The organism is Paraburkholderia sp. EG286B (genome assembly GCF_040965655.1).
Lineage (GTDB): Bacteria > Pseudomonadota > Gammaproteobacteria > Burkholderiales > Burkholderiaceae > Paraburkholderia.
Genome location: NZ_JBFRCF010000023.1, coordinates 42,462 through 57,058 on the forward strand (window position 1 = coordinate 42,462; position 14,597 = coordinate 57,058).

The window sequence follows — 14,597 nt, forward strand, 5'->3', positions numbered from 1 at the left end:
CAGCCCACCTCGCTCGAGCCCGAAACATTGCAAGGACGGTCTGTGTCCCCATCGAAAAAAGTGCGCTTTAGCCGCGATGAAATGAAGGTCGTCGTGGTGGTCACGGCGTTGCTGCTCATTGGTCTGCTCGGCACGGACATTCATCTTTCGTCGCTGCCGGAAATCATGAACGTCATGCACGCCTCGCAGCAATATGTGCAGGCGTCGATCTCCGTCTTTCTCTTCGGGACGGGCGTGGGAGCGCTTATGTACGGACCGATGAGCGACAAACATGGCCGCAAGCCCGTCATTCTGATCGGCCTGGCGGTGGCGATCATGGGTAATCTCTGGGCCGTGTTCGCCGCGAAGATCACGGGCTTTTTGCTCGCGCGCTTCGTTCAGGGGCTGGGCAGCGGCGTGTGCCTCGCCCTGTCGCGCATCGTGCTGGCCGATATCGTGCAAGGCGATCGTTACGCGATTGCCAGCTCGTACATCACCTTGTTCACGGGTCTTTCGTTCGTGCTCGGCCCGCTGGTGGGCAGCTTCGTGCAAACGTGGTTCGGGTGGCGCGCCAACTTTGTCGTCATGGCGTTGCTGCTCTGCGCGATGTTCGCGGTTTATCTGCGCTGCCGTGAAACGAACGCGCACAAGAATCGCTCGATCACGGCACGCGATGTCTTCGCGGCCTACCGCGTAGTGTTGTCGGATGCGACGTTCGTTTCGTCGACCATTGTGGCCGGTGTCGGCATGACCTGCTTTGTCATGTACACGAGCTCGAGCCCATTCGTGCTGCAGCAGCAGTTCGGCTATTCCGCCACGCATTACGGTTGGGTGAGCGCGCTGGTCGGCAGCGGCCTGGTCGTCAGCCGTCTGCTATTGCCCCGGTGGATCGGCAGATTCGGCATGCTCTCGACAATGATCGCCGGGCTTTTCATCGCCATCTTCTGCGGCGTTGCGTTGCTGACGCTTTCGACGCTGGGTGGCTTGTCCGCGCGCGGCTTTCTGCTGAGCGTCGCAGGCGTGTCGTTCAGCTACTCGTTTATCGTGCTTTGCGCGTCGGCCATTTGCATGAGCCGCTTTACGGCCCATCGCGGCGCCGCAGGCGCCATTTATTGCTGCTCGCAGATGGGCCTGGCGTTTGGTGTGAATAGCCTCGTGTCGTCCGTGTCGAGCGACGTGATTACGCTGCTGGGCGCGAGTTATATCGTGCTTCCCATATTGGGTCTGTTTCTTTGCGCAAGGCAGTCGGCATCCAAGGGCTACCAGGAAAAGCGCACGGGCAACGACGACCAGCACCCGGGCGCGGCGGCTACAGAATAGAAGAGAACACGTTCTTGTATTCGTCAATAGATCGAGCCAACGCTTCGACTCGGCCCCTCAGGCAACTGATTTGGCTTCTGATACGCCGTGACCTATCCGTAGCTGGATGGCATCTGCGAACGTTGCTTTTGCCGCGCCGCATAACTGACCTATGCGAATTCTTTATACACCGTCGAAGCTAAACACTTCCCGCCGCCCCTCACACTCACGCGCATAGCATGTCATCGCCAGTTCCTTGTGTCGCCGCCGTGCGTTTCTTCACTGCTCCGGGTATCGCCGCCACGCCAGGCGTCCCACCTATCGCGCGCTCGACCAGGAAAGCTTGATATAGCTTCCTTGGCAGCGCCGTCCGTTCGGGTTCCGTCAGGTTCTCGATAAGTAGGATGCCCGCCTCGCAGTCACCCTATCAACGGGGTGCAATGGCCCGGCGTTGTATCATTCACTAGCCCCCCGGTCTCCCCACTGGCGATTGGACTACATCGCGATCACATCGCCGACAATGTCTGGATCCGCGCTTCGGCGTCGTCTTTCCTATCTGGCGTCTACTGCGCCTGCGCGGCTGCGCGCTCCTCAGCCGCCCTCTTTGCCTTTTCTTTCGCCATATGGTGCCCAACTGCGCAACCTACAATTGCGCCGGCAACTGCGTGATGGCCAGCCACATGCCCGGCTACAGCACCGACTGCGGCCCCTTTAAGACACCCTGCTGCAACGGCCTGACCAGCGCCGAGGCTCAGAGCCAGAGCTATCGCCATACAGCTTGCCTTCTTCATGATTCTTTCCTTTGTTTTGTCAGAACGACAACACTTCCACTGCACCGTGCGCCGCACTGGACGGGCCGGAGAGAAATACATCCGCTATGAAGCCGTTCGCAGTCGTTTAAGTAAAGCGTGCGTCGAACGCTGCGCTATTCTTCACGTAGCCCCTTCGAAGTCGGAGAAGTCGTGAAGTCGTGCACATCCCGAAACGACTTCAGCTGATCTGGCCGGCAAGCGCCACGTTATAGCGCCGTACAATGCCTGGCAGCATGAACGCATCGACCAATACCCAGATACCAACGACGATAAGCAGGAAAAAACCGATGCCCGCCCAAGTTGTTGCCGCACCGACCAGCGTCAGGGCAATCTGTGCGATGGCCGTCAGCGCCCTTCCTGTGTAGAACCTGTGTGCCCCGAGGTAGCCCAGAAAAAACCAGAACAGAAACGCGACGCCTACACTCTTCTTCTGCGCGTCGTAAAGCATCATGTTGCGCGATGTGTCGTTCATATCTTCTCCCAAGAGGAATTCAATCGATTGTCACGGGCGTGCTTGTGCATCGTTTATCGATAACGGGCAACGAGCGCCTGATAGCGCACGTCCCGTCGCAATGCCTCGAATTCGGGCGTTGCATCCAGTGTCGCGAATTGCCGGTAGCCGTGTTTAAACGCCTGATTCAGATGATCAATCGCGCTGTCTGAGTCAGAGCGTTCCGCCGCCAGAACTGCAAGATCGTAGTCGACGAGCGGGTGTGCCGAAGGCGATGTCTGTGCCTCGGACAGCAGTTTTTCGGCTTGCGCGCCTTCACCTGCCCGCAGCGCCGCCTCTGCCTGCTGCATGAGCCCCTGCGCCGTATCGTTGCTCGCAACGGGCGCCGCAGCGGAAACCTGCCTAACCTCAGCAGGCCGTGCCGCTGGCGTGATGACCGACGGCCCTGCTGGGACGACCGCCTGAACGGCATGTTGCGCTGTTGCGGTGGCGACATCGGTCGTCCCTACCGGCGAATCATCTACACGCCGGTAATACACCTTTCCGATAATCGGCACGTTCAGGTACACGCGATCGGGACTCGCGAAATAAAGCGATATCCCCATGCCATAACTGGTATCGAGCACCGCCTCGTCGCCCTTGCGCTCAATGCCGTCGAGCGGGATTTTCGCGTCCACCCCCGGACTCGTGATCGAGTCCTTGCTGATCACGACATCCGGGCCAAGCGGTAACTTCACGCTGTAGACCTGCATGCGCTCCGCGCGCCAGTGCCCAAGCACCGACGCATCGTCGCTCCTGGAGCAGCCCGCAGCCAGCGCGAGGGGAACCATGGCGGCGATGGCCGCCAGCCGGATCGGCGGCATCACGTCGTGGCAGCGCGATACTTGCTGACGAGCGCGGTAAAGCGCGGATCGCGGCGAATGCTGTCCAGATCCGGATCCTTGTCCATCTCGTCGAAGTACGAGAAGCCGTTGAGGAAACTCGCCTCGAACTGCTTCAGTGCGTCGTCGGTGTGGCCCTGCTTCAGGCGCAGCACACCCAGGTTGTAGTAGACGAGCGACTGCTTCGGGTCCCGCGTCGCCGCGTCTTTGAGTTCCTTGTCGGCATCATCGAGCTTGCCTTGCGCAATGTCCGCGATGGCAACCTTGATCATCTCCTTGGTCGCCGCGTCGTTGCTGGCGGCCTCGGCCCCGGCGGCGTCACCCTGTGCGAGCTTCGCGTCTCCCGACTTGCGCAGCGCGGCGATCTCGGCTGCACTCGGTGCAATGCCGCTTGCGGCTCGCGTGGCCGGTGGCTGTGCGTCGCTTGCCGCGGCGACAACCGCTGATGCGGGCGCGGCCGCGACTGCTGCGGGCGCAGACGCCTGCATTTGCGTTTGCGCCTGGGCTGCGCTGTCCGCGCCCTCAGCTGCCGCGCCGTGCGCCTTCTTGTAGTAAACCCCGGCTCCGCCGCCTGCGAGCGCCAGCGCGACAACGCCCGCCACTGCCGCAACGATCACCGGCTTGCGTGGGCCGCGCGCGGAGACGGGCTTGATCTGCTGCTCGAGCAAGGTTCCACAACCCGGGCAGCTCAGGTCCTCCCCCGGCGCACGCTCGAAAAGCTCTCCACTGTTTGCGCGCTCGCAGTCGCCGAGCGTCGGGCACTTGTAAATCGTCATGTTGGTCCTTGTGTTCATCGTTCGGATCACCGCACTCAAGCGGGCTCGGCCGCCGCATTGGTCAATCCAACGATCTCGCGCACCAGCGGCTTCATCCGTACCAGCGCCCTGTACGCCGGGTCTTCGGTATCCTCGCCACTCTTTTCGAACTGCTCGCGAGCGAGCTTGTTGAACTGCTCAAGGAGCGCTTCCTTCTGCTCGCGATGCTTGTAGCCTGCGTCAAGACGGCGAGCGATCTCCTTCTCGATCAGCTCCTGAACTCCCGCTGCCTGGTCGCCCTCAAGCACGTCCTGCCAGGTCCGACCCGCCAGCACCTTCGAGGTGGGCAGCCCATCGCTCTCGTAGACGAACACCCATTCCGGCTCGCCAGTGGTGCGGTTTTCGCGCAGCTTGATCATCTCGAGCAGGCGCCCGATGAGCCGGTACGGCTGCCGTTTGGCCTGGTTCGCAATTTCGGTTGCGGTACGCGCATAGAGTGGCGGCAGGTTCTTCCCGTTACCGGCGCCATGCAGCAGCCAGGATTCGTTGTAGTCCCCGAGCAGGCCATCGTAATGACGCTTGAGCATCGCGAGGGGCTCGATGAACCGCACCGGCATCAGCGATGCAATCTTCATGATGACGATCTCGTTCGAGAGCTTGCCCGCCGCGACGACCGTGTCGGACGCGGGGTCCTTCTGTGCCTCGAAGAGCGCAGTCAGGTTCGCGTGGAAGTCCTTCTGGCTTTCGCATTCGGGCAGGAACACGCCGACCGTCCTCGCGGTGCCCCGCGAGCCGCCCTCGTTGCCGGCCACCATCCGGTCGACCTCGGTCTTGTTGTACTGAAGCATCGTCCCCGAGGTCTCGTAGAGACCCGAGACGAAATTCTTCAGTCCGCTGGGATTCGCGTCATACTGCTTTTGCAGACGCTCAACGATATTGACGTGCAACACCGGTGGCAGATTCTTCGAGATCTCCGCATGCGCCGACTCAACGATACTCGCCGACGCCTGGGTGATCGTCGAGAGGATCGCCCCGAGCGACAGGCTACGGGAAAGCTTGTCGAACGAGTCCGCATCGGTGCCGGCGAGATCGATGATCGACTGACGCACACGCTGCGTGCGCGCGGCCTGCGCCTGCTCGTCGACGACGACAGCCTTCATCACGTTGGTGATGGCGTTGCGATCGAAGATGCGCTGCTGGTAGATCGCATCCGCGCCCTCAAGACGCGCGGCCTGTTCCTGACGCACTTTCTCGGTCGCTGCAGCGAGATTCTGGTGCAGCTCGTCGATGAGGCCGCGCAGCGTCGTGAGACCGTCCTTCACAAACGGCAGCAGGCTGCTCGCAAAGCGCCGCCCCTCGTGGAGCGTGCGAAGCGCGTACAGATCCTGATGCTGGTTCGCGATGTCCGCGAACAACGAGCTGCGCTTGTCGGTCAAGTGCTGACCAAAGAAGCCGACCTTGTTGAACTGCGTCGTCAGCTCGGCGATGCGCTGCAGGATGGTCTGCTCCGCCGCGGGCGCCTTCGCGATTTCTTCGTTGAAGACTGCAAGGCGCTCATCCAGCACCGCGAGCTGCGCATCTACAAACTGGCGGAGCTGGATAAGCGAATGTGTTCCCACCTTCCACTGGCTGAACAGCTCCTTCTCGATCACCGAGCATATGTGGCGCGCCATTTCGGGACGCGCGTTGCCCTTGATCTCGTAGAACTTGCGCACGCCGCCCATGGTACGGTACGTCTCGTCAAAAACCTTCGCGAGACGTGTATTGAGCGCGTGCGTCCAGTTGGTCTGTTCGAGCGTCTGGTCGGCCTGGATCTCCGGTGCGAGGCGGCTCACGATCTGCTTCCAGTACTCGCGCGCCGGCTTCCACATCGCGTTTTTCGCATCGTCCTCCAGGATGCCGGTCTCGAGCATCAGATGCGCGTCGCTTAGCAGCAGCTGGCGTGCGACTTCGGGTTTTCGCACCTCGGAGCCCCAGTCTTTCTGCAGAGGCTCGTCGGCATAACCTTCGCCCTGGCGAAAGTTGTTGAACATGAGCTGGCGCGTGGCCTGTTCCGCGAAACCGTAGGCCAGAAACTCCTTGATCTCCTGCTCCGGCACCACAATGCGCTCGACGCCGAATGACAGAAACAGCTTCGCGCGTGCCTTGCCGATGTCCGCTTCGCTTTCGAAGTTCTTGATATCGTTCTCGCCCTTCTCCGCGCGGCCGAGCCCTTCCCACTGCTTGTTGAGCGTCTTCTGGTAGATGAACTCAGCGACAACGCGTGGAATCTCCGTGTCGACGTCGAACTGCAGGTTGTGCTCGTTGAGATTGCTCACGAGATAGCAGCCGTTGAAGTAGACGTCGTGCTCCATCGGAGAGCCGTCGAGCACATTCGCGGGATGATACTGGCCGACCGCAATCGCGTTAAGCTCGGCGAGCGCCGCGTAGCCATTCGCGTAGTAATTCGAAAAGCCCGCCACGTCACGCACGCGCTTCGAGTCCTTCTCCGGCAGCAGCGCGTAGATGAGGATACGGTGAAGATCCGGATTGGGATACTTGTTGCGGATAAGCGCGACAGCGTCCACGACCGATCCGCTACCCGTGCCGCCCGCAAGCCCGCAGACAACGTGAATTGTCACGCCCGTGCGGCCTGGTCCGCTTTCGAGCAGGCGCATGCGGTCCTCGACGGCCTTCACGAATTGTGGGGCGTTCTGCGCGAAGACGAGGCGACCGAGCTTGCGGCGCTGCGCTGCACCCGCGATTCCCGGCTTGACGAAGCCGAAGATGCTGCGCGGCTCGATCCAGTCGCGCAGGCCCGGGAACGACTCGGGATCGTCGAGCACGGGACGCACGCTGCTCGCTGTGTTGACGACGTACTGGCTGCGCGCAAGATCGATGTCCTTGCCGAGCACCTTCCATTCGTCGTGCTTGTCGAGCTCATCGGTCGACGTATCGACGTAGAGGTACTCGAAGCACGCATCCGAAGGGCTGTTGCCCTGCGCATCGCGATTGCGTTCGATGGTCTTGCGCAGGTTCCGGATGATTTTTCCGCCCGAGCCGCCAAGGCCGATGATCAGATGGTTGTGTTCCATGGTCGAAGCTGTCCGTTCAGAGGTCCATGACGACGTGCGTCACTCGTGGGCGAGATTGATCTTCAGGTAGAGATTCGCGGCTTCGGGCTTCTTCGCCTGCTTGACAACGTAGGATGCGACCTGGCCACCTGCAGCAGGCGTGGCGTCGTCGCTAAAGGCGATTCCCTTGGCGGCAAACTCCTGAGTATCGTTCGCCGCTACCTTCGCGCCGCAGCCCGTATTCGTATCGGGCGCAAAGGCGATGCCCTTCGCGGCGTAACCGGTGCCAGCGTCCGCAAGACTCAGCGCCGCCGCGCCGCTCGCCCCGGTGTCCGCCGCAGCCGTCGCGGCTACAGGCGCTGCTGCGCACGAACCCGCGTCAGACGCAGTCTGCGTCAGTGGCGTCGAGACGAGATCCGGTGCGACGTGGCGCAGGCGGCGCGTGACATCACCGTGCTCGCGCTCGGGCGTGAGATAGACCATCAGCTTTTCCATGCCCGGATTGCTGTCGAAAACGAACGAGCCTTTGGCCGGGAAGAAAACGACGCCCATCGCGTCGACGAAGTTGTCCTGCGACGCCTGCGGGTAGATCTGCGTTACGGTGCCGTCCGGTGCTTCATTGAGAATGTAGACGTACGAAGGCCGGTTGACCTTCACACCGAGCTGGAAGTGCTCGCCGCTCTTGAACACGCGGCGCGCCAGAACGTCTTGCGTGGTGCCGTCGTTTTCCTTGAGGCGAATGAAGTAGCTTGCGCCGATCCGGGCAACCTTCTTCTTTTGCGAGACCTTCACGATCTTGCCAGCGCCGGCCGTTTGCTGGACGCCGTCGGTCGCTGGCGCAGACGTCGCCGCGACGGCGGTCGGCGGTGCGCCGGTGCCCACGGCAACTACGGCGTTGTCTTGCGCGAAGAACAGCGATTTCGCCGTGAATTCGTCTTCCGCGAAGGCGTGGGATGCAAGCACGGCAAGCGAAAGCGCGACGAGGGGATACCGCATGTCGATTCTCCTATGGACTAACGTCAGCGAGCCGAACCCGGCCGCTTACTGATAAAGATCGTTCTGCTGATCGGGAATGGTCGAGTACTGGCGCGGCGTTTGATGCTTCCCGCCGCTAAGCGCTTTTTGCGACGTGAAGGTCTGCGCGTCGCGGAACGCGGGGCCGAGTTGTCCCTTGTAGTGCGCAAGATATGCGAACAGCGACTGCGTGAAGAACGATCCCCTGAGTGTCTGGTCGGGCGCGAGCGGACTCGTGAAGTGGCCTGACTTCGGGCCGAGCGATTCCTCATCCGGGCTCGTCGCAGTAATGATGTTGTAGCCACTGCGACTGCGATCGATCGTCGTTCTGACCGGGCCACCTTGCGCCGCGCCGTTGCCCGCATCGTCGGCGAAGCGGATCCCCTTCGCGGCATAGGCCTCGCCCGTCCATGCAGCCAGCGAAATTCCCTCGTGCTCGCTTTTGCCGCCGTTGGCACGCAGAATGTAGGCCGTGCTGTCATCGGCGATATCGTCGAGCATGTCGCCGCTATAGCAGGTGTCGATCACAACGCGCATCGTATGGCTAGGCTTGCGTGCGAGATTCTGAACCAGCGTATCCGGCACCGAATGCGCCTGGAAATGCAGCAGGACTTCGGTGCGGTCGTTCGAGCGGACCGTGCTCTGGTCGCCCGAGTCGTAGGTCATGATTGACATCTTGCGCAGATCCCGACCGCCCGGTGTCGGTACCGGCGCGTTGCCGTGACTCGATATGTAAATAAAAACGTCATCGTTCGGCCCAATTTCCTGGTCGAGCTTCGCAATCGCAGCCGTGATGTTGGCCTGGGTCGCGCGTTCGTTGAGCAGCGCCGTGACCTGATAACCAGCCTGTCGCAGGTAGCCCTGGACGACGACGGCATCGTCAGCGCCCAGGATGTCAGGCAGGTGGTACGGATCCGCAAAATGATTGATACCGACGACAAGCGCCCGCCGCACGGGCGTTGCCGACGCGTGCTTCTGCGCCCGAGTGTAGTCCGCGAGTGCCTGACCGGCGGCGGCCTCCCAGCGCTTGTGATCAATCCGTTCCGGATAGATTGGCGAAGTCGACTTCAGCCCCACGATGGACTGTGTAATAAGGAATGCGGTGTCGACTTCGTCTTCGTTGCGATATTCGCCGGCGAGCTGGATTCGGCCGGTGCTATCACGCACTACCGTTGCTCCCGCAAGGCCATGTTCGCGGAACTTGACCTTGATCCGATTGACGAGTGACGGCGGAACATCGTAGCTCTTATAGGCGTTCTGGAAACCCGGCAGGCTACTGGCTGCGCAGGCTGAAAGCAGCAGCGATCCGCCCAGGACCATCAGGCGCACTAGAAACGTTTTCATTGGTTGACACGTAGCAAGGCAGTCGGATACGCGCCACCGACCCCGATGGCGCGCGCATCACCCCGTCCACAGGCGAACGCAAAACAGCGTGCAGGAACCGCGACGCTTATTCGGTGACGGTAAATTTCTGGGACGCGACGACCGGCGCTTTTTCGCCTGCGGCCACACTGAATTGCACGCGATACACGCTGCCCGCCTTGGCATCGGGCGGAACAGGAATTCGCACAACGTCCGTCTGCTCGCCCGGCTCGAACGTGTGCTGCTCCGAAGTCTGGCCAGGGAACTTCAATTCCGTCTCCTTGCCATCGTCACCCACAACGAACAGCTTTCGCTCCACGGTAGCGGGCGTCTCGGCGCCGTCCGGCGTCATGACGATAAACGCGCTGTCGACCTCGGCCTGACCAGCGGCTTTGACCGGTCCGGCAATATTCACTGACTCAACACGCGTCACGATGCCCTGGCTGGGGCGATAGTGAATCTGCTTCTTGACGTTGTCGTAGTCCTTGGTGCGCTGGATATTCGACTCCGGCATCCAGGAGGGATTTTTTTTGTAGCAGGTATCGATCGCCGTGTAGTAGGCGGTTGCGAATCCCGCAATACCACCAGCCACACCACCAGCCACCGCGCCAATCAAGGCAGCCTTACCGGCATCCTGATTCTTGTGCGTCACAAGCATTGCAGTCAGCCCGGTGATCGCACCGATCCCCGCTCCCTTCGCCGTCGTCAGGACCTGCTCCTTCTTGACACACGAATTCAGCTCGTCGTTGGCTGATTCCTGTGCCTGAGCAACCCCGCTCGTGAACAGAACTGCCATCGCAACAGCAATACATGCCTTACCGGTCGTTTTCTCTTTTCTCATTTTTCTCTCGTTAACTTCATGGCTTGATAGAGACAGTTACCTGCTCCGCGCAGAGCCCCAGTGCGCATTTATCAATGCCGCGCATCGTGAACTACTCCGATAGCGCGATTCTTATGCTCGTGATTGTCGGCAGAATCCGACGGAACTTTAGCACCCTGTATGCATCATTGTGAATGATCCCAACGATATTCAAGCTATGCGTTTTGCAACCCATCTGATGCGCCGAGTAAAAACCTTATGGCAAACGTTTTACATCTCCGATTCCCACAAACAATGTAAATATCGCCCCTCGAATTTGCTCCCCCTGTCATCTATTGAAAAACCGTCCGGGCCGTCACACTTTCCTGAGCAGGTTAACGCGCGGCACCTCCGACGCCACGTATCGGCAAAGAGAATTCCTCGCACCATAGGGACGACGACGACTCCATACGATCAGAGTCAAGGCTGATGCAGCGATGAGGCGTGACGGCACAACGACCTTCGATGTTGGCGATACACAGCGCAAGACCGGATTCCCGCGCGTCGCTTTCGTTGCACATACACCAAACGCAGGTGACTTCACCACCCTGCCTGCCAGCTGCCCACATCCCCCGGAGTCGTGAACCTTCTACTCACGGCTGCGCATCAAGGCGCAGCGCTGCCCGCCCCATACCGATATAACTTTTATAACATATCTATCCAGCCTTTTGGCAAGATCCCGACAGAGAACTTGAACACCATCCGGCGCGCACGCGCCAGGATGTACGTTCTTCGCGGGCTCGGCTGACATATGCCAGAGCCGCTCGTACCGTCCGCGCCCGACTGATCGATGGCATGCTTCACGAAGCCCAATTGATGGCAAACTTTGACGCCTGCAAAGAACGGCATTCAACTGGACAGGCGCGCAGCGGTCTCGCTGCACCCCGGAAATGCGCATCTCCTCCGAAATGCATCGATACGTCTACCACGCGACGCCCCGACCGGATACCAGCGCGTATCCACTGGACTGGCTGCTCGACAAACATTCCCTGCTGAGTACCTGTTCGGCAGCCTTGCAAGCTTATTGTTCAGATGTTATATTTTTTGTAACGATGTCGGGCCTGAGAGAAATCGTTGGAATGGCGCGCACCATCCAGCCAGTCGCGCATGAAGGCTCGCATCCAACTTATTTTCCGCTTTTAAGCGCATGAAAAGACTATGCAAGGCGGCCGTCGTTGCCGCGCTGATGCCATCCATCTTCGTCGCGAACCTACCCGCCGCGACTGCAGCCCAGACTGTCAACATCCAGAGGATTCGGCAGACTGTCACGCGCGAAGCGCGTGACAGTCACGTTGCAGTCAACTGGAAAGGAAGCCAGCGCGTGACAGGAGATGTTGCGGGTATTGGCCAGGTCATTGCGCTGTCGTTCGGAGTCGAGCCGACCGATGGCGGAAACTGGTGGTCTGATACCGTCCAGGTGTTCTGGGCAAACGGTCATTCTGACCAGATTGGAACCAAGGGCGTTCAGCAGATGGTCATCAAGGACAGCCTGCTTTACGTCAGGAGCCTTGAACAGGGCGACAACGATCCCGACTGCTGCCCCACCACGATTCAATTGACTGCCTATCGCATCCAGAACGGAAAACTGGTTGCCGTGAGCAGCAAGGTCGTCGGACACCAGAACTCCTGAACGCGATGAGCGTACCCGCAGTTGCCACCGTATGGCAATGCACACGTGACTGCGGCGGCGAAGCGGAGGCGACTAGAGCTTCGTGGATATTCAGCAGATCAGGTGCGTGACGTGCCCCGTACGGGGAGCATCGCGAGGATTCCCTTCACGATATACAGCATGATGAGGGCACCGGACAGATCGCCCGCAAACATCATGAGGAAGCTTTCGACGAGGTTGTGCGTATTTCCTTCCAGTGCGAACCAGATGTGATGCAGCATCGGGTTCGCGACCGAATACGCAACTGCCAGTACGAGCAATCGCTTTGGCGTGAGATTGAGCAGCATGGAATGCAACCCATACCACTCCCTCGCAAGGCGATACGTTGCATACGGCGCGACCGTTGCAATGATTCCACCCGCAAACGACCGAACCGGATCGTGCGGAAAGAAGTAAAAGAAGTCGACGAGCCAGCTAGCGATCAGCAAGCCGATTGCGCCATCGCTGCCTAGAAGCAACGTACTCAGCAGTCTGACGCCTGACGGCAGATAGATCCAGTTCACACCCCGAACGAATTCCGTGTGTGTGAAAATTTCCTGATTGATCCAGAGCGACAGTACGAACACGACGGCGGTGCCCGCCACCGAAACGAAATGCAGTCGTAAGCTAGACATGGAGATAAAATACTGGTGCCCGTTTATACCGGGGTAACATCACGGTTTGCCCTGCGCGCTCCGCTCCGCTGCGCGACGCTTTCTCTGGAGCGATGGTAATGACACGCCCTGCTGATATCTATCTTCGCTTTCTTCAACTCACCGAGGCGCTACGGGGTCTACCTTCCCTTCCCGCACTCGATCCACTTGAAGAGAAGATTCTCGAGTTTGTTGCCCGCATGAGGCAAAAGAACGAACGGCTTTCCGTTCGGGACATGATGGGCCATAGCGAGCTTGGGTCGCCGGCGACGTTACACTCCCGCATCACATCGATGCGTGAAAAGGGCTGGCTCGTGCTCAACGAGACCGAAGATGCTCGCCGCAAACAGATCGAGCTGACACCGGCTGCGCTCCGACACTTTGACAAGCTAGGCGAGGCGTTCGCGAAGGCCGCGAAGGGAAGCTGACGAGAGCGCAGTTCTGGCAAACAAACAGCAAATTCCGGCATTTCTCCAACCCATTCCCCGATGCTTCCTGCAGTGCATTGCCCAGGCGACAGACTGCCTCGGCGGTTTTCCGGGAGGACGCTACCACAGTAACCTTACAACTTCGGCCATGCGTCGATGTATTCGATGGTCTGGGCAAGTTTCAGGGCGGGGATTCTGGCAATTTCAGCTTTCCCGAACCAGATGATAAAGGTGTCCGGGTCTGCCTGACTACGTTGCACCTTGACCTTTCTTCCAGCCTTGTGTGTCTTGCCAACGTTGAACCCGATGTACCGGCTCTCAACCTCGACAAGCAGCTTTGCCGGACGCAGCGGCTCGCCGCTCATATTCTTTCCCATGGATGTCGCCGGATAAGGTACTTCGCTGTAACGGCGAGCGCGCTACATACGCGACACCAGGTACGGGTGATCTTCCCGACAGCGAACGTTCACAAGCGCGATATTTTTTGTCGATAGAATCAGCAAATTCCATCGCCTCGGATATGGAAGCGACGCGAGATAAACGTAACCCCGATTTCGAGTCCGCCCAACCCGGCTTACCCGGTCAAGGCCAATCCTTGTTAAAACGTCTCGCCGTGCCTGAAAAGCAGCTCTGCCCGGCACACAGGATAATTCGACATCCAAATTAATTAGAGAAAAAAGAGCCCACGATCCGTAGCGGACTGTGGGCTCGCAAACACACGCCAAAAGCTCAGGTTTTCAAAACCGTCATAACTTTTGGAACGGTAAACATACCGGGTTTGTGATGCCATGGCAATTTGCCTGTGGTTTAAAACAACACCCGGGATAAAGCTTAGGACAGGTCTATTCCATTGGTCATAAAAAAGGCTCCGCACTGTATCGCGACCCTGATGAACTGGCGGCAATTTCATCAGGATGCGGCGAGAATGTGGACCCAGATGTTTCGCCATCGACGTAAGGCCAACACCTGCCACGGCGGACCGATTACATTGATGCGTCGTCACTCAATGCAAGCCGGCGATCGTCGGAACCTCGTCACCGAACTGGAGCTTCTGGGCAGCTCGTCAGTCAGGCACCCATACAGAGACTGCCAGTCGACGGCAAGCATCGGGATTGTCCTGTCGTTGCGGGACCAGTATGCAAGGAACCGAGCCCAACCCTCCAGGAAAAAGCCCGCGCCAGGACTGAGCAGGCACGGTGGCCTCGCCACAAGAGGGACCCTGGCTGCGGGAAATATTGAACGCAGCGTTTCAAGTTCGTCCGATACTTCGTCAGCAGAGTTCGACCTGTTTGCGCCCCCGGATAGATGATCTCGCACAATTTGCGCGACACAGGGTGTACTGAGCTCGATGTATGAGGCTCGCACCCCTCCCAGATCCGTCCATACGTCTGACGACGCGGTCG

At 59.6% G+C, this 14,597-nt stretch carries 14 protein-coding genes; 4 read left to right on the forward strand and 10 right to left on the reverse strand.

Translation table 11 applies throughout. From position 1 onward, the window contains the following. Window positions 1-42: 42 nt before the first annotated feature. Window positions 43-1,299, forward strand: coding sequence for a multidrug effflux MFS transporter (locus AB4Y42_RS35110; RefSeq protein ID WP_368696740.1), 1,257 nt, complete (start codon window positions 43-45; stop codon window positions 1,297-1,299). A gap of 542 nt (window positions 1,300-1,841) precedes the next feature. Here AB4Y42_RS35110 and AB4Y42_RS35115 read toward each other — a convergent pair. The 8 genes from AB4Y42_RS35115 to AB4Y42_RS35150 form a co-directional block, all read right to left on the reverse strand. Further along, complete coding sequence (locus AB4Y42_RS35115; RefSeq protein ID WP_368696741.1) at window positions 1,842-2,069, reverse strand: hypothetical protein; 228 nt, start codon at window positions 2,067-2,069, stop codon at window positions 1,842-1,844. Between the two features lie 199 nt (window positions 2,070-2,268). Next, entirely contained in the window at window positions 2,269-2,562 is a 294-nt protein-coding gene (locus AB4Y42_RS35120) for a TM2 domain-containing protein (protein ID WP_368603073.1), read from the reverse strand. 53 nt (window positions 2,563-2,615) lie between these two features. Beyond that, entirely contained in the window at window positions 2,616-3,407 is a 792-nt protein-coding gene (locus AB4Y42_RS35125) for a hypothetical protein (protein WP_368696742.1), read from the reverse strand. Then, window positions 3,404-4,198: a tetratricopeptide repeat protein gene (locus AB4Y42_RS35130; RefSeq protein ID WP_368696743.1), complete on the reverse strand. Its 795-nt coding sequence runs from the start codon at window positions 4,196-4,198 to the stop codon at window positions 3,404-3,406. The genes AB4Y42_RS35125 and AB4Y42_RS35130 overlap by 4 nt, the downstream gene beginning before the upstream one ends. A gap of 35 nt (window positions 4,199-4,233) precedes the next feature. Then, complete coding sequence (locus AB4Y42_RS35135; protein WP_368696744.1) at window positions 4,234-7,251, reverse strand: tubulin-like doman-containing protein; 3,018 nt, start codon at window positions 7,249-7,251, stop codon at window positions 4,234-4,236. Between the two features lie 39 nt (window positions 7,252-7,290). After that, window positions 7,291-8,226 (reverse strand): DUF4384 domain-containing protein, encoded by a 936-nt coding sequence (locus AB4Y42_RS35140; RefSeq protein WP_368696745.1) that lies wholly within the window; start codon window positions 8,224-8,226, stop codon window positions 7,291-7,293. Between the two features lie 45 nt (window positions 8,227-8,271). Beyond that, complete coding sequence (locus AB4Y42_RS35145) at window positions 8,272-9,588, reverse strand: caspase family protein (protein ID WP_368696746.1); 1,317 nt, start codon at window positions 9,586-9,588, stop codon at window positions 8,272-8,274. Between the two features lie 106 nt (window positions 9,589-9,694). Further along, window positions 9,695-10,447 (reverse strand): hypothetical protein, encoded by a 753-nt coding sequence (locus AB4Y42_RS35150; protein ID WP_368603079.1) that lies wholly within the window; start codon window positions 10,445-10,447, stop codon window positions 9,695-9,697. Window positions 10,448-11,355: 908 nt separating this feature from the next. Between AB4Y42_RS35150 and AB4Y42_RS35155 the strand changes: the two genes are divergently transcribed. Continuing rightward, window positions 11,356-11,616: a hypothetical protein gene (locus tag AB4Y42_RS35155; protein WP_368696747.1), complete on the forward strand. Its 261-nt coding sequence runs from the start codon at window positions 11,356-11,358 to the stop codon at window positions 11,614-11,616. Then, window positions 11,613-12,095 (forward strand): hypothetical protein, encoded by a 483-nt coding sequence (locus tag AB4Y42_RS35160; RefSeq protein ID WP_368691837.1) that lies wholly within the window; start codon window positions 11,613-11,615, stop codon window positions 12,093-12,095. The genes AB4Y42_RS35155 and AB4Y42_RS35160 overlap by 4 nt, the downstream gene beginning before the upstream one ends. Window positions 12,096-12,193: 98 nt before the next feature. Here AB4Y42_RS35160 and AB4Y42_RS35165 read toward each other — a convergent pair whose 3' ends face one another. After that, window positions 12,194-12,748, reverse strand: a complete 555-nt coding sequence (locus tag AB4Y42_RS35165; protein WP_368696748.1) for a hypothetical protein — start codon at window positions 12,746-12,748, stop codon at window positions 12,194-12,196. A gap of 98 nt (window positions 12,749-12,846) precedes the next feature. On the opposite strand from AB4Y42_RS35165, the gene AB4Y42_RS35170 reads away from it, so the two are divergent. Further along, complete coding sequence (locus AB4Y42_RS35170) at window positions 12,847-13,194, forward strand: winged helix-turn-helix domain-containing protein (protein ID WP_368691839.1); 348 nt, start codon at window positions 12,847-12,849, stop codon at window positions 13,192-13,194. Window positions 13,195-13,328: 134 nt separating this feature from the next. Here AB4Y42_RS35170 and AB4Y42_RS35175 read toward each other — a convergent pair whose 3' ends face one another. Continuing rightward, entirely contained in the window at window positions 13,329-13,571 is a 243-nt protein-coding gene (locus AB4Y42_RS35175; RefSeq protein ID WP_368696749.1) for a hypothetical protein, read from the reverse strand. Between the last annotated feature and the right edge of the window lie 1,026 nt (window positions 13,572-14,597).

Coding starts and splice junctions, on each gene's coding strand:
- AB4Y42_RS35170 (WP_368691839.1), top strand. CDS start 12,847: ATGACACGCCCTGCTGATATCTATCTTCGCTTTCTTCAACTCACCGAG.
- AB4Y42_RS35140 (WP_368696745.1), bottom strand. CDS start 8,226: ATGCGGTATCCCCTCGTCGCGCTTTCGCTTGCCGTGCTTGCATCCCAC.
- AB4Y42_RS35160 (WP_368691837.1), top strand. CDS start 11,613: ATGAAAAGACTATGCAAGGCGGCCGTCGTTGCCGCGCTGATGCCATCC.
- AB4Y42_RS35145 (WP_368696746.1), bottom strand. CDS start 9,588: ATGAAAACGTTTCTAGTGCGCCTGATGGTCCTGGGCGGATCGCTGCTG.
- AB4Y42_RS35115 (WP_368696741.1), bottom strand. CDS start 2,069: ATGAAGAAGGCAAGCTGTATGGCGATAGCTCTGGCTCTGAGCCTCGGC.
- AB4Y42_RS35130 (WP_368696743.1), bottom strand. CDS start 4,198: ATGACGATTTACAAGTGCCCGACGCTCGGCGACTGCGAGCGCGCAAAC.
- AB4Y42_RS35165 (WP_368696748.1), bottom strand. CDS start 12,748: ATGTCTAGCTTACGACTGCATTTCGTTTCGGTGGCGGGCACCGCCGTC.
- AB4Y42_RS35155 (WP_368696747.1), top strand. CDS start 11,356: ATGCGCATCTCCTCCGAAATGCATCGATACGTCTACCACGCGACGCCC.
- AB4Y42_RS35175 (WP_368696749.1), bottom strand. CDS start 13,571: ATGGGAAAGAATATGAGCGGCGAGCCGCTGCGTCCGGCAAAGCTGCTT.
- AB4Y42_RS35150 (WP_368603079.1), bottom strand. CDS start 10,447: ATGAGAAAAGAGAAAACGACCGGTAAGGCATGTATTGCTGTTGCGATG.
- AB4Y42_RS35135 (WP_368696744.1), bottom strand. CDS start 7,251: ATGGAACACAACCATCTGATCATCGGCCTTGGCGGCTCGGGCGGAAAA.
- AB4Y42_RS35120 (WP_368603073.1), bottom strand. CDS start 2,562: ATGAACGACACATCGCGCAACATGATGCTTTACGACGCGCAGAAGAAG.